This is a genomic window from Tunturiibacter gelidiferens, from assembly GCF_014201335.1.
GTDB classification, from domain to species: domain Bacteria; phylum Acidobacteriota; class Terriglobia; order Terriglobales; family Acidobacteriaceae; genus Edaphobacter; species Edaphobacter lichenicola_E.
This window is the reverse complement of record NZ_JACHEB010000003.1, coordinates 188,607-210,082: the sequence shown is the minus strand read 5'-3', so window position 1 is coordinate 210,082 and position 21,476 is coordinate 188,607. Positions and strand designations below refer to the sequence as shown.

12 protein-coding genes and 1 pseudogene are annotated in these 21,476 nt (G+C 53.7%); 7 read left to right on the top strand and 6 right to left on the bottom strand.

All coding sequences use genetic code 11. The features are described from left to right. Window positions 1-30: 30 nt before the first annotated feature. The 3 genes and pseudogenes from HDF14_RS07170 to HDF14_RS27150 all read left to right on the top strand — a co-directional run bounded on the left by HDF14_RS07170 (window position 31) and on the right by HDF14_RS27150 (window position 6,509). A complete protein-coding gene (locus HDF14_RS07170) occupies window positions 31-3,120 on the top strand; it encodes a sensor histidine kinase (protein ID WP_183974997.1) in 3,090 nt (1,029 codons plus the stop codon). A gap of 287 nt (window positions 3,121-3,407) precedes the next feature. Then, window positions 3,408-4,436 (top strand): annotated as a pseudogene (locus HDF14_RS27490) (ligand-binding sensor domain-containing protein); the annotation flags it as partial. Window positions 4,437-4,505: 69 nt separating this feature from the next. Continuing rightward, window positions 4,506-6,509: a triple tyrosine motif-containing protein gene (locus tag HDF14_RS27150; protein WP_313899507.1), complete on the top strand. Its 2,004-nt coding sequence runs from the start codon at window positions 4,506-4,508 to the stop codon at window positions 6,507-6,509. Between the two features lie 521 nt (window positions 6,510-7,030). Here the strand turns inward: HDF14_RS27150 and HDF14_RS07160 are convergent. The 4 genes from HDF14_RS07160 to HDF14_RS07145 form a co-directional block, all read right to left on the bottom strand. Then, entirely contained in the window at window positions 7,031-7,231 is a 201-nt protein-coding gene (locus tag HDF14_RS07160; protein ID WP_183975544.1) for an L-histidine N(alpha)-methyltransferase, read from the bottom strand. Window positions 7,232-7,326: 95 nt separating this feature from the next. Then, entirely contained in the window at window positions 7,327-8,475 is a 1,149-nt protein-coding gene (locus tag HDF14_RS07155) for a sensor histidine kinase (protein ID WP_183974992.1), read from the bottom strand. Continuing rightward, window positions 8,472-8,963, bottom strand: a complete 492-nt coding sequence (locus HDF14_RS07150) for a heavy-metal-associated domain-containing protein (RefSeq protein ID WP_183974990.1) — start codon at window positions 8,961-8,963, stop codon at window positions 8,472-8,474. The genes HDF14_RS07155 and HDF14_RS07150 overlap by 4 nt, the downstream gene beginning before the upstream one ends. A 1,266-nt stretch (window positions 8,964-10,229) precedes the next feature. Continuing rightward, window positions 10,230-10,916, bottom strand: coding sequence for a sigma-70 family RNA polymerase sigma factor (locus tag HDF14_RS07145; protein ID WP_183974988.1), 687 nt, complete (start codon window positions 10,914-10,916; stop codon window positions 10,230-10,232). A 451-nt stretch (window positions 10,917-11,367) separates the two neighbouring features. On the opposite strand from HDF14_RS07145, the gene HDF14_RS07140 reads away from it, so the two are divergent. After that, window positions 11,368-14,391 (top strand): ligand-binding sensor domain-containing protein, encoded by a 3,024-nt coding sequence (locus HDF14_RS07140; protein WP_183974987.1) that lies wholly within the window; start codon window positions 11,368-11,370, stop codon window positions 14,389-14,391. A 349-nt stretch (window positions 14,392-14,740) separates the two neighbouring features. On the opposite strand, the gene HDF14_RS07135 is transcribed toward HDF14_RS07140, so the two are convergent. Next, window positions 14,741-16,603, bottom strand: a complete 1,863-nt coding sequence (locus HDF14_RS07135) for a glycoside hydrolase family 15 protein (protein ID WP_183974986.1) — start codon at window positions 16,601-16,603, stop codon at window positions 14,741-14,743. A 417-nt stretch (window positions 16,604-17,020) separates the two neighbouring features. Between HDF14_RS07135 and HDF14_RS07130 the strand changes: the two genes are divergently transcribed. Then, window positions 17,021-17,701, top strand: a complete 681-nt coding sequence (locus HDF14_RS07130; protein WP_313899506.1) for a MarC family protein — start codon at window positions 17,021-17,023, stop codon at window positions 17,699-17,701. 272 nt (window positions 17,702-17,973) lie between these two features. Here HDF14_RS07130 and HDF14_RS27485 read toward each other — a convergent pair whose 3' ends face one another. After that, window positions 17,974-18,705, bottom strand: coding sequence for an MIP/aquaporin family protein (locus tag HDF14_RS27485; protein ID WP_406707208.1), 732 nt, complete (start codon window positions 18,703-18,705; stop codon window positions 17,974-17,976). Window positions 18,706-19,121: 416 nt separating this feature from the next. Here HDF14_RS27485 and HDF14_RS07120 point away from each other — a divergent pair, with 416 nt between their 5' ends. Beyond that, the gene (locus tag HDF14_RS07120) at window positions 19,122-20,027 is read left to right on the top strand and encodes a hypothetical protein (RefSeq protein WP_183974983.1); all 906 of its coding nucleotides are present in this window, start codon (window positions 19,122-19,124) and stop codon (window positions 20,025-20,027) included. A 42-nt stretch (window positions 20,028-20,069) separates the two neighbouring features. After that, window positions 20,070-21,140, top strand: a complete 1,071-nt coding sequence (locus tag HDF14_RS07115; RefSeq protein WP_183974982.1) for a DUF4331 family protein — start codon at window positions 20,070-20,072, stop codon at window positions 21,138-21,140. Window positions 21,141-21,476: the final 336 nt, after the last annotated feature.

Here is a 21,476-nt window from a genome sequence, read left to right as displayed (position 1 = left end):
CTTCCTCCAGAACGGACACAATGTCAGAGTATGAATGTCCAAGCAAACGCGAACGTATCACGTCATATGGCTCTCCTGGCCGCAGTTCTGTTGCTGATCTTCGCGCCACCCAGAGCACAGTCTGTCGAACCTACGACAAGGCTTACACAGCTTGCCCATCGGGCGTGGCGCACGGGCGACGCTGGTTTGATGGGTACGCCGCAGGCTCTCAGTCAAACCACGGATGGATACATTTGGGTCAGTACGGAGAATGGCCTGTATCGCTTTGACGGCATGCGGTTCACCAAATGGACTTCACTACCCGGCGAGTCTCTTCCCAGCATTTCCTTGTGGCATTTATTCGGGGCCCGTGACGGATCGCTTTATGTGAGCACAGACCGAGGCCTCGCGAGGATCAGAGATGGCCACGTTTACACCTATCCCGGAGGCCCGCGCTGGCCGGGTCCATTCGTTGAAGACCGTGACGGCGGGCTGTGGATGGGCATCAGTGGAGCCCACAACAATCCAAGTGCGCTCTGTAAGGTGGGTGAGACGGATCTCACCTGCTTCGGGAAGAATGAAGGATTCTCCTGCGTCAGGGGCGCCGCGAATACGACGAGCACCGACGGTTTTCTTTGGGTGGGAAGCGCCGAGGGCATCTGCCGCTGGAAGCCAGGAACGAGACCCGATACCGAGCTTGTTCCATCACTCTCAAATGGTAGAGGGTTGAGTTCGATCACCAGCATGGCCAGCACCACGGATGGCGAGGTCTGGGCTGGGCTAAAACGAAGCGGCCAGGGCGCCGGTCTCCTTCGTCGTGCAAACGGGCATTGGACCTGCTACACGGCTCCCGGAATTGACGGCCGTATCTTCTCGGTATCCGCGCTCCTTCCAGACCAGAATGGGGCTCTATGGATTGGAACGGCCGACAAGGGGCTGTATCGAATTGTCGATGGGCGTTTGGATCACTTTGGCGCGATTCATGGCCTTAGCGATCGCAACGTTCTTTCGATCTTCGAGGACCACGAACGAGGAATTTGGGTTGTCACCCCGAAGGGCATTGATCACTTCAGGGATTACGCTGTTCTTAGTTTTACGGCAAGTGAAGGATCGCTCGCAGACCATGCAAACGGTGTTGCAACGGATCGCAGAGGATCGGTCTACCTGGGGAGCCACACACTGGCTGAACTATCGGGAAAGACCCTGATTCAACTAAGGGACGATAAAGGCCGGCTGCTGGAAGATGTGCAATTCCTTTTCACAGATTCCCAAGACAATCTCTGGATCGGATCCGGGGATCAACTCTTTGTTAAGCGAGATCAGCGGATCGCTTCCGCAGTCCGTGGATTTCCAGCTGGAAAAGGCGGATACGTAGCTTACATCACGGAAGACCACACGCATGACATCTGGGCATCCGTTGAGAATCTGGGTAACCACGAATCCAGCTTGATTCAGATTCGCAACTATCAAGTAATCAACCGAATCGGAGTCTCCGCCGTTGTGGGAAAGCAGGTGATGAATGCACTTGCGCCGAACGCCGCGGGAGGCATTTGGATAGGCGCATCTGTGCATGGTCTCTTCTCGTTTCGCAACGGCCGATTTGAACGTGTAGTTGCGGGCGGCTTCAACGACAGAGTCGAGAACCTCATGGAGGATTCAGACGGCGCTCTCTGGATCGTGACGCAGCAAGGCTTCATTCGATACTTCGAGGGTCAGGCGAGAAGTTTGACCACCGCCTCTGGGATGCCTTGCGATAGCGGGGTTAACATCCACGACGATGGCCGCGGCTTCAAGTGGTTCTATCTCCATTGCGGTATCGTGCGTGTATCCGATTCCGATCTTGCCGCGTGGTGGCAAAATCCTGCCGAGCATGTTCATGCCCGAGTCTTCGATGCACTCGAAGGGTCACGCCCAAATCTCTCAAACGGAAACCCGGCGCAAACTCCTGATGGCAAGATATGGTCCGCCAGCGATTATGACTTCCAGGTCATCGATCCGCAACACTTGCCCTTCAATGAAACGCCCCCACCGGTAAAGCTCGAACGGCTAATCGTCGATGGTAATGACGTTTCATTGGCTCAACAGCTGAAACTCCCAATGCACACGCGTCAGATCGAACTCGACTATGCTGCTCTGAGCTACGTGATCCCCGAACGAGTCCACTTTCGTTACCGTCTGGTTGGCCATGATACTAACTGGACAGAAGTTGGGCGAAGGCGTCAGGCGTTCTACAACGATTTAAAGCCGGGTCCATACGTATTTCACGTTACCGCTTGCAACAATGACGGGGTATGCAACTGGCGGGGCACAGAGCTTGCCTTCACGGTGCCACCAGCTTGGTTTCAAACTCTCTGGTTCCGTGCCCTAGCGGCGCTCTTATTTCTTGTGATCGTATTCTTCGCATATGTGTATCGATTGCGTAGGTTCGCCAAGACTCTTAGACAGCGTTTCGACGAACGTTTACAGGAGCGGACTAGACTTGCACGGGATCTTCACGACACACTCCTGCAAACAATTCAAGGCAGCAAGATGGTTGCAGACAATGCGCGGGAACACTTGGATGACTCACGTATAACGGGTCGCGCATTGGATCGCCTTTCTGAATGGCTTGACCGTGCGAGCATAGAGGGCAGAGCTGCATTGGAAGCCCTGAGAAGCTCCTCCGTAGAGGCCAATGATTTGGTAGGAGCACTTCATCGCGTGGCCGATGATTGCATTAGTGGCGCCAGAATAGCTGTCAGCATTTCGACGGTGGGCACCATTCGGGAGATGCATCCGATTGCGCGCGATGAGGTGTATCGTATAGCTTATGAAGCCATCCGTAACGCGTGTGCTCACTCTGGAGCACGTGATTTATGGGTCGAACTAGAATACAAGAGACGCTTCCACCTCACGGTCCGGGACAACGGGCGCGGTGTTGACGAGTACGTCCTGCGAAGCGGCAAATCGGGACATTTTGGCTTGGCGGGAATGCGCGAGCGAGCGCTGTTTATGGGAGGCAGTTTCAACATATCGAGCTCCCCTCAGAGTGGTACGGTTGTGTCCGTTGTCATACCAGGGCAGGCGATCTACAGGAATCCGTCCAGGAGACTTCGCGATTGGCTGGTTGAGCCCTTCCAATCGAAAGCCGATCTCCACTAAGCAAATTGCTTTAGCGATGAACCGTCTCCACACCAGTCACATCTTCCTTAACTGGATTAACGTGGCAACCGCAAAGGTGTGGCCTTCGTCTCCCAACGCTTTCAGTTCCAGTCCGGCGTATGGATCGCTCGAATCCCACAGAGGAACAATTACCGCTGCGCGGATGCGGCGATTGCTTTGCTACAGCACGTGGAGACGGATCGCACGACAATTTCGTTGCGCTTGTTGCGCCGCGCCGCAATTTGAAGACTGGTTAGACATGGCAAACAAGGTGTAAAAGAGGTCTCATGAGCGTTGAGATTTGCCGACCACGCGATGATGATCGAAAGCGCCATGCCGCCGATCCTTCGCGCGCGCTTGTATTGAGCTTCTGCTGGATGTGGCTTATTTCAGTCCTGTCTGTTCCCGCCAGGGCCCTTGACCCCAACATGAATGTTTCTCAGTTTGCACACGCCGCATGGCTGACGCAGGATGGATACTTTAGTGGGCCGCCCAGCGTGGTTGCACAGACCAGCGATGGTTACCTTTGGATCGGCACAGGATCTGGTCTAATGCGCTTTGACGGTTCACGGTTTCTGCCATGGGCATCCCCGGATGGGAAACGCTTACCATCGAACTGGATAACCTCTCTGCTCGGGGTAAGGGATGGAAGTCTCTGGATTGGGACACTAGCCGGCCTTGCACACTTCGTGGACGGGAAACTAGTCCAGTTTCCCAATTTTGGCGACGCGGTATTTTCGCTCTTTGAGGACCCTGCAGGGAAAATCTGGTTTACTCGTGATGGCGTACAGAGATCGCCCCCACTGTGTGAAGCTTCAGGCACCCTCATTCATTGTCTGGACAAAGCAGATGGCGTCACCCTTACGGGCCTTTCAGCTACGCTCATCAGGGATATATCGGGAAATCTCTGGGCGGGCACAGATCGTGGCCTCTTCCGCTGGCAGCCGAATTCTTTCGCGAACTATCTTTCGCCTGGACTTGAGAACTCAGAGGGGCATGACGGCGTGATGGCCCTCGCGCAGGGTCCGGATCGATCGCTATGGGTTGGAATGGCCTGGAAAGGTAAAGGCCGGGGACTTCAGCAGTTCAGAGACGGAATTTGGAAACCCTTGATCGAGCCGGGTTTGGATAGCTCAACCTTGAGCGTAATCGCCTTATTGCTCGACCGCGATGGAGGACTGTGGGTGGGAACGGCGAACCAGGGGATTTATCACATCCACGGCAGCCATGTAGATCGATTTCGCTCGGAAGACGGCCTCTCCGCGAACAAAGTGAGGAGTTTCTATGAGGACCGCGAAGGCGGGATTTGGGCTGTTACGACGCGTGGTATTGAGAGTTTCCATCGACCGCAGGTCGTCACATTTTCAACGCGGGAAGGACTCAGCGTGGACAACGTGGTGTCCGTTGTTGTCTCTTCGGACGACACGGTTTGGCTTGCCAATGGCAACAGCCTGGACTCGATAAAGGATGGTCGTATATCGTCTGTTCGATCGGGCGCAGGCCTGCCAGGCAATGAGGTGACTGCGCTCTTCGCAGATCACGCTGGTCAATTGTGGGTGGGCATCGATTCTGATCTGTTTTTGTACAAACAAGGCCGGTTCAGCCGCGTCGTTCGGAGCGATGGAAGTTCGACCCGATTCATCGTAGGGATGACCGAGGATATAAACCACGACATTTGGGCTGAAGTCAGTGGGTCGGATAGAGAGTTGATCCGTATCCGAAACTTGAAGGTGGTCGAGGAATATCCAGCGGCAGTAATTCCGTCCGCACGCCTTCTCGCGGCTGATTCACATGGCGCAATCTGGTTGGGACTTCGAGATGGCAACTTGGCAAGATTCCGCAATGGCCAAGCTGATGTATTTACTTTTCCGCACTCGGAATCGGATGAGGTCCGCCAAGTCGCTGTCAATTCCGACGACTCCGTATTTGCCACAACGGCATATGGCTTGATTGCGTGGCGAAATAGCATGACTCAAACCCTGACCTCTCGCAACGGCCTGCCCTGCGATGCCACTATTGGAATGAATTGGGATCATCAAGGGGCGCTCTGGCTCTATATGGAGTGCGGCTTGGTTCGAATAGACAAGCAAGAGATTCAAAAATGGTGGAATGACCCAAAAGCTATAGTCATTACGAGGGTCTTCGATTCATTCGATGGCCTACAGTCTGGAAAGGCCGACTACAACCCTACCGCACAATCAAGCGATGGACGACTCTGGTTCGCCAACAAAGTTGTCTTGCAAATGATCGATCCGAGCCACCTGTTTCGCAATGAAATTCCACCCCCGGTGCATGTGGAGAGCGTAGCAGCAGATGGAAAGCAGTTTTCTGCCGGGGGTACAGTTCGTCTACCACCACTGGTACGTGATCTGGAAATCGACTATACGGCATTAAGTTTCGTTAACCCACGGCAGGTGAGATTTCGTTACCGGCTTGAGGGTCGAGATGCATCCTGGCAGGAAGCAGGCACGCGACGGCAAGCGCTTTACAACGACCTAGGTCCCGGGCAATATCGGTTTCACGTGATCGCTTGCAACAATGATCAGGTTTGGAACGAAGCCGGAGCAACGCTGTTCTTCAGTATTCCGCCCGCATGGTATCAAACCAAGTTGTTTAAAGCCTTGTGTGTAGTTGCGATGATATTGCTGACTTCTATGCTGTATCTCTTCAGGATGAATAGATACGCCAAATCCATGAAGGTTAGATTTGATGAGCGCTTAAGCGAGCGAACGAGACTGGCTCGTGAGTTGCATGACACGCTGTTACAGACGATTCAGGGAAGCAAGCTGGTGGCCGACGGAATAGAGGAATACCTGGATGATCCAGCCAGGGCGAAGCTGTCTCTGGCGAAGCTTTCGCAATGGCTTTCACAGGCGATGGATGAAGGTCGAGCCGCTCTCGAGTCTCTTCGTAATGCGACGTCGTCCGAAGAGTTATCCGAGGTTCTTCGGCATACCGCAGATGAATGCGCACCCAGATCTACGCGGGTATTTCTGACAGTTACTGGCAATGTCTGCCCCCTCCATCCTGTCGCCAGAGAGGAAGTGTATTGCATCGCTTTTGAAGCGATTCGAAATGCCTGTGTCCATTCCAACGGTTCAGCGATGACGATTGCTGTGAGTTACGGTCGAGACCTTAAGATTCAGATTGACGATAACGGGCGCGGTTTCGATCCAGACCTGATACAAACAGGTAAACCAGGTCACTTCGGAATTACAGGCATGAAAGAGCGTGCATCCAAGATCGGCGCGCGTCTGATGTTGCAGACGTCTGTAAAGGACGGGACCAAATTCTCACTCATCGTTCCGGGACACGTAATCTTCCGATCTTCGCGGCGCGGCTGGTCGCGGCTCCTCTATAAACTCACATTCCCATTTACGAAACAATGAATAACGCCAGAACGTCTCTGGTTGGCGCATCAACGCTGCAAAGACAGCGATTGCGCCTTGCGAAGCGCATACCTCACTCGAATTCTTCTGAGGGATTGTTAGCACACCTTCCAGGCACTGGCGGTGGCACAGTCCACTGATCGGGGTAGTGCCGGATTTTGCTCTAATCAACTCTTGAACCCGAAACACCCGGTTAGCAACAAACCATTACCAGATTATGCAGGTGAAAACCGCAAGTTTTAGGGGTGATGCCTAGGGCATAAAAACCAATAATGGCAGTATGGTCTGTGATTGGATGATCGGAATCGTTCTAGCGAAGATCCTATTGGCCGGTGTATGGGATCCAGCTTTGGTGTGCTTGCGCAAACTGACGAGTAGTAGTGCGGATTCGGAATTCTCGGAATCACGCACCCTCGCGAAACAACTCCTTCTGGAATTGTTGTGGCTACATTTCTGCAGCAGTCGAGCGCTGTACCAAAGCACTAAAATTTCTATTACCGTAGTCTCCCACTCGCGCGAGATCAATATGAAACCGTTTGTGATGGATGCCTTCCCAAAGCTAGCGACACGATCTCGGGGGCGCAGTCGGTTAGAACCCTGCGCTCCGTTCGGCTGAGATAATACTCTGGCAACGCCGTGATCTGTTCAAAGAGAAGCGACCCTTCCGCATCGTAGAAGAGCCAAGGGGCAAGGGTCTTAGGCTGACCGAGCAATCCTTTGATTGCTTCTGCTAAGAAGGCTGCGAAGTAGTCAACGACGTTAGAGTTGGTTGACGTCGATCCTCGCTTGAAATCTGTGGTGCAGGAATCAGACCAGATCAGGCGAGGAAAATCGCCTCGCCAGGCACGAACAGGGTGACAATCGTGCCTGTTGCTGAACTGACAACCGTGAGCTTTGCTCCGATGCGAGCAGCCCGCTCGCGCATACCGATCAGCCCGTAATGTCCCGATCTGCCAGCTTGCAGGATGTGCGGGGCGATGCCTTCGCCATCATCCTGGATCCTCAAGAGCATATTTTGATCGTAGACAAGTTCGACGATGAGGCGGTTACCTTGGGAATGGTTGCAGGCATTCAGTATGGCTTCATGTCCAATCCTGTAGACCTCATCTCGAGCGATTGGATGCATCTCCCTGCTCTCCCCGGCAACCAACAATTCCAAATCCATTTGGGCATTGCAGCCGTTGAAAGCTTCTCGTAGTGATCCGGCGAGGTGATTGTTCTCGGTTGTAGAAGCACGAAGAGAATCTAAAGCAGCTCTACCTTCAAGGACAGCGCGCTCCAGCCAAGATGAGAGACGATGAAGGGCAATCTTGGCCGCGGGCTCTTGCACATTATTCCTTGCATTGTCAGCAACAAGTTTCCCGCTTTGAATGGTTTGTAGCAGCGTATCGTGCAGATCGCGCGCTAGACGGGCCCTCTCTTCGAGCCGTTCATCAAAGCGCATCTTCATCGATGCCGCCTTGAGGCGAAGCCGATACAGATATAGCGAGCAGCCGATCGCAATCACCAGAAAGCCACACAAAAGACGAAACCATACAAATTGGTACCAGTCGAGTATGCCCCCCAGGACGTAGGCCATGAAGAAGCCGAAAGACCAGATCGTAGCCGATCCCCATAGGAGCATACGGCTGAACTTGCTCACCCGCCCGCACATGGTCGGATCGTCTTCTATGCACGCTTCCCCCTCCTTGATCCGAGGAGCCACCCAATACGTCATCATGAAGCTCATGCTAATAAGCGCGGCGGCGATAGCGAATGTCCACACTTTATGCTTTGACATCGTCACAAGCCATGGAGCGACTGAGAGCGCGGAAGCTACAGTGGCTCCCATCCCCATCAATACGAGCAATGACGGTAAGGCGCAGCAAAGGAGCGTACTGAAGGATCCAAACAGTGATAGATAGTTCATCAGCGACGCCTGACGAACCCGCTTGATCGCTGGCATTGAAAGCGAAGAAGCTGTCATTTAGACACCGCGATCGTCTTGTATCGAAGAACGACCGGAACCTTACCTCTCGGCGATTGCGGTAACACCCCTTGAATGATTACCAACTTCCCCAATAAGGCTGTAACATCGACTCCTTGGGCGAACGGCACCAATGCGTATCGATCGTTCGTTCCCGTTACCTGCAGGAGCGGCGCTGTCGGCAAGCCTGATAAAACACCCTCTGCAAGCACATCTGCATCTTGATGCGCGAAGCCGTTCTTTTCGACGGCCTCGTTGAACTGTCTTAATTCAGCAGTACTTCTAGCAGTCAATTTAATCGTTACCAGTCCCTTGTTCAGGTCGACATCAACGCCGCTGACCCCGCGGACGTTCTTCATAGAGAGTCGGATTGCGAAGGCGCACGGAGGACAGTCCATTCCGAAGACCGTCATATCGATCTGCTTATACTGGCCCTGAGCGGTCAGCGCACACATTGCGAGGATGCCGGTAATTGCGATCTTCTTCATCACCAATCTCTTCAACGAGAGTGACTCCGCGACGAGTATTTGAGGTAGCTGAGGTTGATTCCGAAACGAATTCGCTCACGACCATAAATGACATCCGATTCATCACGAATAATTGGACCCTGGACACCGGCCTCTACTGCGAATTCCTCAAAGATCCCCAAGACTGACGGTCCTAGCCATACCGTGGTGGAACTGCTGTTTGGCAGAATGGTTCCCCCGGTTTTCACCCCTCCGGTATGCTCGCCAGTTAACTCGACAAACCCGCGGTAATCCCATTGGTCCACGCCTCGACGCAGTTTGGATGGGCGGTAGCCATATGCCACACTCCATGAGGTCGTGTCTGGTCTCCGGTCGTGTGAGGCTTCGGCAAACCGGGTGTAACCGCTGCCGACCCAAAGATATTGACTCCGTGAAGTCATCCCTGCTGCTAAGGATCCCGCGACACCCGGTGCTCGATGCAGATTGCCAAGTACGCCGGTAGCAGATTGTGGACCTGGAGCAACCGCGCTTAGAGACGCTGTTGACTCCAGCCGACGCCCCACACCTCTGCCTGAGTCGAGAAAGCGCCAAGACGCGCCAGTTGCCCACTCAGAACCACTAATGATTCGGCTTTCTGGCAGATTGCCTGTTCCGAACATGGCAGGCAGAAAGGCGTTGAGGGTAACATGCGGCCTAAGGCCATACCCAAACCCTGATCCAGTTGAAAACTGAGTTCCCTCCGATCCGGTGCGGCCAAAGAGTCCAGTGTCAAAACTGAACTCCCCTTTAGCATTGACAGGCGTCGCGTAACTGAACAAGGGGCTATGATCCGCTGCGTACGCTGAAGATGACACGACCATAGAGCAGAGGCAAAATAATGCGAATCTCGTCCAAGCTTTCTCGATCAAATCACGTGTGCTACGGAATCGTGCGTTGCCCCGTTGCCCTGCTACCTCATCTTCACCTTCGCTCTCAGCCAAGCTTGTGATATACCCAGAACTTGTATCGAGTGGCCTCCAGCGTGATTTGGCATACGCGTACGCATTGCACATTCGGTAAGCATATGTGGCGTGAGGAATTTGCCGCCCATAGAAAAACATAGGTATCTACCAATTTTTCCCACGTAGAATAATGTGCACCTAAACGCAAGTTACGTCTCATCGAGCGTGATCGAATCGTTGCCGCATATCCACTCGTGTTGGTCTGTGAGCAGGTGGGTTGAAGCGAAGATCTTCCAATTTCCCTTCCAAATCCGAGCGCCAGAGGTCTCAGGCAGAGAGCGCCGGTTCAACAATCACCGCAGGCATGCGAGGTCTTCTCCCGAGTCCTAGGTGCATCGAACCGTCTCTGAAGCATCCGGCGGGCGCGGTGAAGCCGAGCTTTGATGACTCCTTCCGTTGACATAAGCGCCTGCGCCGTACAGCGGACACTAAATTCATTGACTAGGCGCATCTGCAACACTTCTCGGTAAATCGTTGGGAGGTCAGCTATCGCTCGCTGCAAATGAGATCGCAGCTCAGCTCGCTCCAGACTCAGCAATGCACTTTCCTGTTTGTCGTAGATGCATCGAGCGGGTAGCGACTGCGTCTGACTCGAAAGAGAATCCAAAGAAACGGCGACCCCGTTTTTGCGACGCCGTAAACGGGCCTTCGCCTCGTTCAGGACAATGCTAGTAAGCCATGTGCTGAATTTGGATTCAGACCGAAAGCTTGCCAGCTTGCGGTACGCCCGCAGAAAGGTCTCCTGAGCAGCGTCTTCGGCATCTGCTTCATTTCGAAGCATCAAAAATGCCATACGGTATACAAGCGCTTCGTAGGGTCGGACGAGATCATGGTAAAGATTCGTATTGCCTGCGAGGATGGATTCGATTAGTTGTGTCTCATCGCGGATTGACGGCGAATCATCTGCGCATCTGATGAGAACCGATGACGACTGACTCTCAAACAAAGCGATTATTGGGCGATTGGTTTCCATGGTGGGCATACCTCGAGTCAAAAGGCGTTCAGTCCAAATGGCCGGTGCAACGCATTGTTACCGTGTTGAACCTTACTCTCAAGGATTTCGCTCGCTTCAGGCAGATTAGAAGCAACAGGACTGGAGCTACATATTTCTACAGGTCTGTCCAACACGGAGGCCAGACAGCGAACTCAATCGCCAAATTTGCATTTGGCTTTCTCATCGATGAGAGGCAGAATGCTCTTGTCTTGCCTGCTTGCCAAAGAATCTCCGAACTGACGAAAAATCTCGTTAAATTGTCGATAGCTAGAGTTTTCTACAGGTTGATCCGCCCATCGAATGCTTAGGATTGGTATCTGTGGAGAACCTGCGTTTATGGCCAGTTGCACGGATCACAAACGGAGCGAACACGTCGACTGATGTAGCGCTTTTTTGTCCTCCGTCACGGCTGGGAGTTAAGCTCGTAGCAGTGTGCCTCATTCTGGCCTGTATTCGTCCGGCACACCCGCTGAACCCATCGACCCTGATTGCGCAATATGGACACAAGATTTGGCGCATTGGCGAAAATGGACTTGACAGCTCCCCTAAGGCGATTGCCCAGACAACAGACGGCTATATCTGGGTTGGGACAGCCAATGGCCTGTCTCGATTCGATGGTATGCGCTTCACCCATTGGACTCCTCCGGTCGGCGAGCGGCTTCCTGGGCAGGAGGTTTCACAGTTGTTGGGTGGGCGCGATGGAAGCTTGTACGTGGGAACAGAGTTGGGACTAGCGCGTGTGACCAACGGCCATGTCTATCAGTATCCAGAGAAGCAGAGACTACCCGGGCCCTTTCTCGAAGACTCACATAATGACATTTGGATGGGGCAAGCCGACTGGGAACCGAGCGGTCAACCGAGGATGTTTTGCAAGATAGGAGATTTGCACATCTCTTGTGTAAGTACGAGAGATGGATTTGGTTGCAACCGCGGATTCTCCATTGCATCGGAAAGGCCAGGGTCCATTTGGGTTGGCAGCGAAGACAGTATCTGCCACTGGCAAGCGGGAACGAAGCCTCAGACGTACCACCTGCCAAATGTCGATTATTCGAAGTCGTTCAGCTATGTGGTGGCGCTCGTTGCGGATCAAGATGGCACGATATGGGCGGGCCGTCGGGACAGCGGTAAGTCAGGCGGGTTACTGCAATTTTCTAATGGGATATGGAAGAGTTATAAGGCCTCAAACGTCGACGGAAGCAAGATTTCGGTGAACCGTCTTCTCTTTGACCACAACCGTTCGTTGTGGATCGGGAGTGAAACCAGCGGCCTTTACAGGCTCAGCAACGGAAGACTCGATCATTACGATACGACTGATGGCCTCAGCGGCAATAATATATACAGCATCTTTGAGGATAGAGAGCACGACCTCTGGGTCGTGACTAGCGGCGGCATTGGTGAATTTCGCGATCTTGCGGTCATTTCCTTTACGGCAAGCCAAGGGTTACCCAGTGAAAATGCTTCCACTGTAGCAGCTAGGGCAGACGGCAGTGTGTGGGCTGGTACGTTCCATGGCATCGATGTTTATCAAGGTCAAACCTTCTCGAATTTGAAGTTTTCGAATTCCTACACCGACTTGCTCTACAACGATTCGCAAGGAGTGATGTGGGCGGGAGCTGGCGAGAAACTTCTCTCATACCGCGGCAAAGACTTCATTGAGGCCACTGGCCCGAAAGGAATGAAGATCCACTATGCTGCAGCGATGACGCAGGACACCCGACATCAGCTGTGGATATCAGACATCGATCAGTCCTCACGCGAAAAGGCCCTCTATCGCCTTGAGGGAGCACGCGTCGTCGCTAAATTTAAGACGCCAGAAAATCAGACTCTATTTTTGGCGCCCAACCTACGGGGCGGGTTGTGGGCGGGTGGTTATGTTCACGGTCTGTTCTGGTTCCACGATGGGCAATTCGAAACCGTCAAAGGCTATGACGGAAGTGTCTACGGGCTTGCATCCGACCCCGATGGCGCTCTATGGATATCAAGTGTTGAACACACGCTCTACCGATATCAGAATGGAACGGCGCGAAGCCTAACAACGAAAGACGGAATGCCTTGTGATAGCGGCTTTTCAATCGTTGATGATCGCGTAGGTTCGCACTGGTTCTATATGGCTTGCGGCATCGTAAGGGTCAGTGATGAGGAGCTTGCACAGTGGTGGCACAATCCCAGTCACACTCTGAAATCGGCTGTCTTTGACCTCCGCGACGGTGTTAATCCAAGATTTGGAGGTAGCAGCACATCTGTGACCCTCACTCCAGACGGGCGCCTCTGGTCGGCCAACGGCAGTATCATCCAGGTGATCGATCCCCGCAATATTCCGTACAACTCACTTGCCCCTCCCGTTCATATCGAGCGTATCGTCGTCGATCGCGAGGATGTGCCCTTGAGGACCAGCCTCCGGTTCCCGATCTCGCCACGAGACACTGAAATTGACTACGCGGGATTGAGCTACGTCGTGCCGGAGAAGGTGAAATTTCGCTATCGTCTGGTCGGACATGACAGAAACTGGATCGATGCTGGAATGCGCCGCCAGGCTTTTTACAATGACCTTCGCCCGGGCCACTATACGTTTCAGGTGATCGCCTGCAACAACAATGGTGTGTGGAGTTCCGCTGGAGCTTTGCTTCATTTCACGGTTCCCCCCGCCTGGTATCAGACTGCCCTATTTCGCTTGCTGTGCGTCCTCTTGTCGCTGGCGATGGCGTACGCGATCTACCTGATGAAGATACGGCAGTTTCGAGCCGCGATGAAAGTGCGGTTCGATGAACGACTGGAGGAACGTACGCGTCTCGCGCGCGATCTGCACGATACGCTCCTGCAAACCATTCAAGGAATAAAGATGGTTGCCGATCAGGCGAACGAGAGCATACGTGAACCGACGGCAAAAGACTTCGCCCAACGTATCTCCGATTGGTCGGAGCGTGCTTCAAGAGAGGGACGGGCGGCGCTAGACTCACTTCGCAACTCAGCGACCGAAGGAAATGACCTCGCAGCAGCCCTACGCGCTTCATTCGAGGACTGCGCAATAAATCGGGCCATCGCCGTAAATATATCGGTATCAGGCAAAAGTAAAGAAATGCATCCGATTGCGCGGGATGAGATTTATCGGGTAGGTGACGAAGCGATTCGTAATGCTTGCCTTCATTCTAATGGTCATCGAATCGACATCGAACTCGTCTACGACGACAATCTTCTGCTTCGCATTCGCGACGACGGGAGAGGGATTGATTCAACCATCTTGAAAAGCGGCAAGGCTGGCCACTACGGATTGACCGGCATGCGCGAACGGGCCACTCACATTGGAGCCAAACTCGTGGTGTCCGGTTCACCAGAGGGAACGGAGATCGTCCTTCGAATCCCCGGAAACGCGATCTTCAAAAAAGCTTCCGCAAGTCTTTTGACGCGCCTTCTTAGGCTGATCCGACCTACGACTAAGCGGCCTCTATCCGATTGACCGATGGGGGTGGTCATTCCATAGGTATATGCGGCCCTCTCTTTGAAGGTGAGCACGTGATAAATGGTCGTTGTACCTGGCCGCTTCTATCCGGCCTTGGATCATGCCATTCGCAATAGGCGCGACATAAAGTGTGATGTCTGTGGCGAGCCGAAACCGACACATGCCGAAGGCCCAGAGGCACCCTAGCAACAGCAAACTAACAACCTATTGCCACAGCAATGAAAAGAGGCCTGCAGTTTTCTTCAGGTTTAAACCTAAAGACCAGGGCGTGCTACGAATTTGAAAAAGGTACTACGCTTCATGGTCAGTACTCCGCGCTTTGTCCTTCGAAGAATGCCCGCGCTCACTACTGTGCCATGGTCGAGGTTCTGGTCGTGATATCGTGATCATCCTCAGACGCTCCATTCTCACGCTGAAAGATCGCCCAGGCGGCATTTACCAGTCCGATGTGGCTGAACGCCTGCGGAAAATTGCCTAAGAGCTCCTTCGTATCTGGAAGGATCTCTTCCGAGAGCAAACCAACGTCATTGGCAAAGCCGATGGCCTTGGCGAAGGTCTCCTTCGCTCGATCTAACTGACCTGACATCGCTTGTGCCTGTGCAAGCCAGAAGGTGCAGAGAAGAAAAGAACCTTCCTTACCAGACAAGCCATCTTGCGCAACGTAGCGAAAGACAAGACCATGCTGGTCCGTGAGATGTGCGACAGTTGCGTCGATGGTGGAGAGAACTCTCGCATCGTCCGCCGGCAGAAAACCGACGATGGGAATCATCAAAGAGGACGCATCCAGGTCGTCTGTCCCAAATGCTTGCGAGAAAGATCCGACTTTTTGGCTCCAACCTTGCGAAAGTATCGCTCCGCGAATCTCCTCTCGAGTCTGTCGCCAAGAAGACACGCTATCTGCAGCTTGCAAGAGTTCGGCCATTTGAATGCCTCTATCCAGAGCAACCCAGCACATCAGCTTGGAATAGAGAAAGTGTCGCGGTTCACCGCGAATTTCCCAAATTCCCTGATCCTTTTGCTGCCAGCGTGAGGCCGCTGCGTCTACGACACTGACCAGAAATTCGCGGGTGAGCTCGTCCAGATCGTTAAGATGTTGCCTTAGCAAAAAGACAGCCCCCATCAATTCACCATAGACGTCCAACTGGCGCTGGTTCCATGCGCCATTGCCTATGCGTACCGGGCTGCTATCGCGCCATCCGCACATTTGAGGAAGCGTCCGCTCAGTGAGGTCGTGCTCACCACGTATTCCAAACATGATCTGTAAATCCGCGCCTTTGCGGACCTGCGTCAGGGCTGCTTCCGCAAGGAAATTGAAGAACTTCAATGCTTCATCCGGACACGCCGCAACCCACAGAGCCTCGAGCGTAAAGCTGGCATCTCGAACCCAGGTGAAGCGATAGTCCCAGTTTCGGTCTCCACCAACCGATTCCGGCAAAGAGGTCGTGGGCGCCGCAACAATGGCCCCTGTTGGAAAGTACGTAAGAGCCTGGAGCACACGACCACTATGAGCGACGAGTTCCTTCCAGGGCCCCTGATAATTTTGGTGCAACTGAGACCAAGTCTGCCAGCCCTCCACCGTATCGGACGAGTGATCAGCAATCTCCGTCTGGCTCCACGAAGACAGAGGTTCGTCGAGAATCGAGCGATGTTGTAAGGAAAAGTGAAGGGCTTGACCTGAGTTGAGCGTGAACTCGGTGCGCGCAGCGCTCTCCACTATCTCCAAATCGAGAGGTGTGGAAAGGAGAAACATGCTCGATCCCCCACGGCTTTCCAATCCTCCGCTGACGCGCTTCAAAAGCGGAAGCACAAGCCCGTATTCTGGCCGTGGGGAGTATTCAAAGTCGACATGTACGTGACCGTCCATGCAAACAACTGAGCGTAACAAAGCGTGTGGGGATCGACGGCCAAGATCGTGTCCTCGCTCGCCCATTCCAAGGGCCATCGCATCTGTAACAACTACCGTTCCTGATTTCACGACGAATGTTGTCTCTAAAACCATCGCTTCTTTCACATACTTTCGACTTATCTGCGCAATATCCCTTGGACAGATACTCCAATGTCCGCAGTCCGAATCGAGGAGCCGACCAAATACAGACTGAGAATCGAAGTCTGGCATACACAACCAATCGATTGAACAGTGCAAGCTTACTAGAGCAGAGGAACGGCAATCGGACAAGAGGGCGTATTCCGCGATCGGTGTACTTTGCAAGTGAATGCCTCCCAATTAATAAGAGCGGTTGGCCTGCAAGCCTGATCATTGGGCATCACCGACCACTTACGTACTCACAGCTATCTGATACCCGTTTTAGGGATCGTGGTAGGCAATCTCTTCAGGCTATCGCCTAGAGATTTCTCTAGGTGGGACTTGCGATCCTATAGAAAAGTACAGTCCAGGGGCTGCAGTCTGTGGGCTGTCTTTGTAGCGCTCTCTTCGACGATGATCACACAGTTACGTCAGATTGGCTCGAACCCCTTGAAAGTTTTCGTCGGAACGTTGTCGGCAACTCCAGCGTGTATGTTCCCAACGAAGAGATCAGTGAAATGGCCGGGCCTAGGTGAGGACTGCCGTCGCACTGGTTCATTTGCGATGCGAAGCGATCTTAAAGGTGTCCCAGAGGGTGCAAACGTGTTGTTCTCAAGATCTTTTATTCTCGCGCTGACTGCTCTTCTCCCGCTCATTAATCCAATTGGATCTGCGCTAGTCTTCCTTGGATTAGTGAGGGACGAGCCTGCAGCGGTCTATCGCCAATTGGCGCGAAAGATTGCGTTCTCGACGTTTGGATTTCTCATCGTCATCGAGTTTTTGGGTTCCTTACTCCTCGCCTTCTTTGGTATATCCCTTCCCGTTGTTCAGGTCACAGGGGGGATCGTCATTGCAGCAACGGCATGGGCACTGCTGTTCGAGAAGGACGCCAACGCATCAAACCGTGCGAAACATCAAGAAATCGAGGGGAGCGCGCCCACAGAACATGAAGATCTGAATGACAAGATCTTCTATCCCTTCACCTTTCCCATCACGGCCGGGCCAGGGACTCTGGTAGTAACAATCACGCTCAGTGCGCACGCTACAGCTAGCAGCCTGATTGAAAAGGGCGAAGCTTATGGTGGGATTGCCCTAGCCGCAGCGGTTCTGAGCGCATCGGTCTACCTCTGTTATGGCTATGCACCGAAGCTGATTAAGGCAGTCTCTCCGGCCACCGTACATGGCATTTTGCGCGTCATGGCCTTCATCCTGATGTGCATTGGTGTGCAGATTGCTTGGAACGGCATGTCCCTCTTGGGGATGGTGCTGCCAATGCATCACTGACCCGATGTGTCATGTGTCTAAACGAGGTCGCACCCTGTTTGTAGATTAAACAGTCGCGATTGTCGGTACGATCGGCATCTTCCGGTGGAGAGAATAATCTTCTTACACAGAACAAAAGCACCAATCACTTCTGGCGACGCTGAGAGCTGCTCATTTCTCTTCCGTCATCATCGAGCAGCTCTCGCATATCTTAAGGGGCCAGCAGTCTGATCGGAGGCCGGCGCATGTCATCTCCATGTGTCAGCACATAGGCCGACAGCAGAGCGTGAACGCTACCTTTCATGCTCGAGACGTGCAAATCGGCATGGAAACGGGCAGGTTGAGTGCATATCGTGGAACACCTTCGCACAATAAATTCGGCTCGGTCCAAAGGTGCGGATGTAAATACCTGCGGCCGCTAACATTCCGAGACAAGGAGCGATGAAGTATATCCAGATCCCCCACCAGATCCAGGCAAAGATCGCCGATGAGAGGGTTCTAGCGGGATTTACGCTGAAGCCCGAGATGGAGGAGCATTTAGCAAAATAAAAGACAGTGACCGCGGCAACCAAGAGCGGACTAAAGCGTGCCAGGGTCCGATGGTTCGTGGCAAAGAGCACGACACACATTAGCAACGCGGACAACAGAAACTCCGCGATGAAGGCGGCTGCCCGCCCGTAGCTTCCTGGTACGGTAACAACATAGTGAACTGGGTCGGATGATAGAGAAAGCCCAAGTAATTGACGGGCAAGGAACACCCCGCACAGAGCTCCCGAAAAATGAGCCGCGACGTACGAAAGAGCATCCCAACGGTGCATTCGACCAAGCCAGAGGTAGGTCAGACTAATCGCGGGATTGAAATGCGCTCCTGAACGTCTGCCAAACGGCGATCGAACGATAAGCAATGTCGCCCCTGCAACACCCACTCCCATAATCGCAGCGTTTTCGGCCCGCGAGAGAGCAAAGCGCGCCATGGGAGACGTATTGCTATAGAGAATTGTCCCGAAGAGACAGATGCAGAACATCAGTGCACCCGTTCCCGAAAACTCTGTCAAGTACTCGCGCCAATGTGTCCTAGCTGCCTCTGCGAGCGAGGCAGACGGAGACAGAGCGGTTATTTGAAAGCCTGGGGATGACATGGATCGATCGCCACTGGTGCATGGGCACAGTTGAAGAGCTGAAGGCAATCCTTGAAGGACTGCTTGTCGCCCTCCATCGCCGTACTTAGAGTGCAGCAATCAAAGCCGACGAAGCACTAGAGAAAAATACAGGTATGTCCCTATGGAATGGGTAGATGCCTGACTCTCCTGCAGAGCGAAGAATACTAGTTGAACAAGCGATGTTGCCTAGTTTCGGTGCGCCATGGACCTGGTCAGGCTCGGACGCAGGAGGCGCTGCTGGGGCGTCAACAGCTGCAAACTCCAGCTTCAAAGGAGACACAATGAAACGAGCAAGCATGAATTTCGAAACGACGACCGTGACACGCCGTACGATGTTGGGCGGTGTTCTTGCCAGCGCCGTGGCTTCCATGGTGCCGTCGAAGGTGCTGGCCGAAGTCGTCGGCGTGTCCGCAGACGGTAATGAATACGCTCCCAAATCAAACAAAGCTAACCTGTACGCATTTCCCGGAGTACAACCGGAAACAACCGTGATCGCGGCCACATGGCCGCTCCGTCTGAATCGATTTGACTGGAGCGCGCAAAAGGAATCGCAGGTCACGATCCACTCGGGAGCGCGGAGCTGGGACGTAGAGTTGCCTGGCGGCGTGGCGGATACTGCAGTGTTGGAACTGCATGGATGTCGAATCTTTGCAGGCAGCGTCGCGACACAGCCTGGAGTAGACGGTGTCGTTCTCAAGGCAGTGATCGTCGAAGTGCCAAAGAAGGCGGTGGCCGGCTCAGGAGCGATGGATATATGGGCTGAGCGAGTGTTGCATACGGGACAGCGGCAGCGAGTCGGATCGCCGTTCATCGCCGCCCTTCTCGTGGAAGACGACGGCTTGGCGAGGTCGTATCACAACATCTCTCCCTCGCACGATCGCGCGATGCTCATGGAAGACGTTGTCAAGGCGATTGCAGCGAAGGGGCGCAAGAGCGGAATGGCAGGCGATCCGGATGCTTACGCCCGACGGGTCGCCTCGCGGCTGCTACCCGACGTGCTGCACTACGATCCACAGTGGCCTTCCGGTTTTACGTTCGCTGCTCAAAACGGCCGGCACCCGGAGGAAGTTTCCGACCTGGTCGTGGATACCATTCTCAGCGGATCACCCGCTCCGGGGTCGCCGAAGGCAGACGTTCGCCTTCAAACGCCGTTCCCATTCTTTTCACGGGACGACTCCGCCGCCTAAACCTTCCGATCTATTGCCATCACTTCATGAAAGAGGTTACGTATGTCGCATCATTTCGATACAAAACTTGCGAAAGAGGATCCAAGCCTCAACGTCTGCGATTTCTATCTCTTCGAGGGCGCGCCCGGCCACACGGTAATGGCTATGACAGTCAATCCGGATGCAGGTCTGTCTGTGCCAGATGTTCTCCATAAAGAAGGCTTATACGCGTTTCGGTTCGACCTGAATGGTGACTCGCGCGAGGACGTGACGTTCAACCTCCAGTTCGGTGATGCTCGTCACGCCGATGGTGAAGAGCACGCCCACATTCAGAGTTACAAGGTTCGCAGAGCAACGGGCAAAGATGCCGCTCGCAGTGCCGCGGGTGAAGTCCTGATTGAGGGTGAGACCGAGAAGGTCGAGACCAAGAATGGTGTTCGTGCCTATGTTGGGTTGGCGCCAGATCTATTCGCTGGCGACGCCGTTGCCATCATCGGCTGGATCAAGACGTACTACAAAGAAAAGCGGTATGACGCCAGCCACTTCCAAAATCGGAAAAATTTCTTCGGTCACCGGAACGTCACTGCAATCGTTCTAGAGGTTCCAAACGAGCTCATCGGAAAGGGCAAAGTACATGCGTGGGCCACATCGTCGCTATATGGGCATGCACCGGAAATGCAGGTACAGCGGTGGGGACTGCCGTTGTATACCCACATCTTCCTGACCGATCCTTCAAAGCCAGAACTGATCGACAAGTTCAACGCCGCAGGACCAGCCGAGGACATTGCGAACTACGCCGGCGTGACCGCTGAGTTCGCCGAAAACATGTCGACCTATGCAGGGTCGGTGGTCAATCCATCCGAATACGGGAAGCAGGTCGTAGCCCGCCTTCTTCCCTGCGCCCTTCCTTATGAACTCGGCACAGAAGCTGCATTCGATCAGGCAGCTTTCAACGGTCGGCCATTGGGTGATGACGTCATGGACATCATGCTGCAGTTGGCATCGAACACTCCACTTGCAGATGGCGTCGCCCCAGACCTCAGCCGCACCCGGAAGGAATTCCCCTACTTCGGTGCCGCCTACATGAAGGAAGAACAAGTCGGAGTCGTTCCCGTTCCGCGTCCCACCAAATAGAGCAACTCTTTGTCGCAATGCGCGTAGCACGGACATCGGTGCTTACTGCAGCGGTAAAGGTCGAAGGGGCCGGGGTTTCCGGTCCCTTTTCACTTTTGCCAACGGATTGCGGGACAAAGGTTCAAGGCCCTCACACCTCCAATCGACTCAACCCCAATCGGACGCATTGAAGGCGTCCTCCTCGATCCCATGCAAGCCTCGCAGCCGTACGCCGGTTTGAAAAACCAATGAAATGATGATGAATAAACACCTAATAATCCGGGTCCAGGCCTTAGCTATCTTTCTCCTGATGTGGTGTGCAATATGCTCCGCGCAAACTCCCTCTGAACCCAAAGG